Source organism: Pantoea sp. GbtcB22, from assembly GCF_019091025.1.
Taxonomy (GTDB): Bacteria; Pseudomonadota; Gammaproteobacteria; order Enterobacterales; family Enterobacteriaceae; genus Pantoea; species Pantoea leporis.
Genome location: NZ_JAGXKB010000596.1, coordinates 1 through 246, shown reverse-complemented (window position 1 = coordinate 246; position 246 = coordinate 1). Strand labels below are relative to the sequence as shown.

1 protein-coding gene is annotated in these 246 nt (G+C 52.4%); it reads right to left on the bottom strand.

Annotation, left to right across the window (positions count from 1 at the left end; all coding sequences use genetic code 11):
• A partial coding sequence (locus KVT28_RS26085) for an amidohydrolase (protein ID WP_368734944.1) occupies positions 1 to 246 on the bottom strand: 246 nt, incomplete at both ends.

The window sequence follows — 246 nt, the reverse complement described above, 5'->3', positions numbered from 1 at the left end:
TGGTTGCATTGCCCGCGCCGAGATTGAAGCGAACGCCAGTAACACCCGCTAATTGCAATCCATCAAGCCCAGCATCACTAACGGTGTCATCCACCACAGCTTCGCCCCGCGCATTGGAACCGAAAGCAGCCAGCGCATCCGTGAGACAACGATTATCTGTTTCATAAGAAGAGGGTTGCACTAACACATGACGAGAATGCCCCAACCTCTCTTTAAACTGGTTGTAATCATCGACGGTTGCGTCGG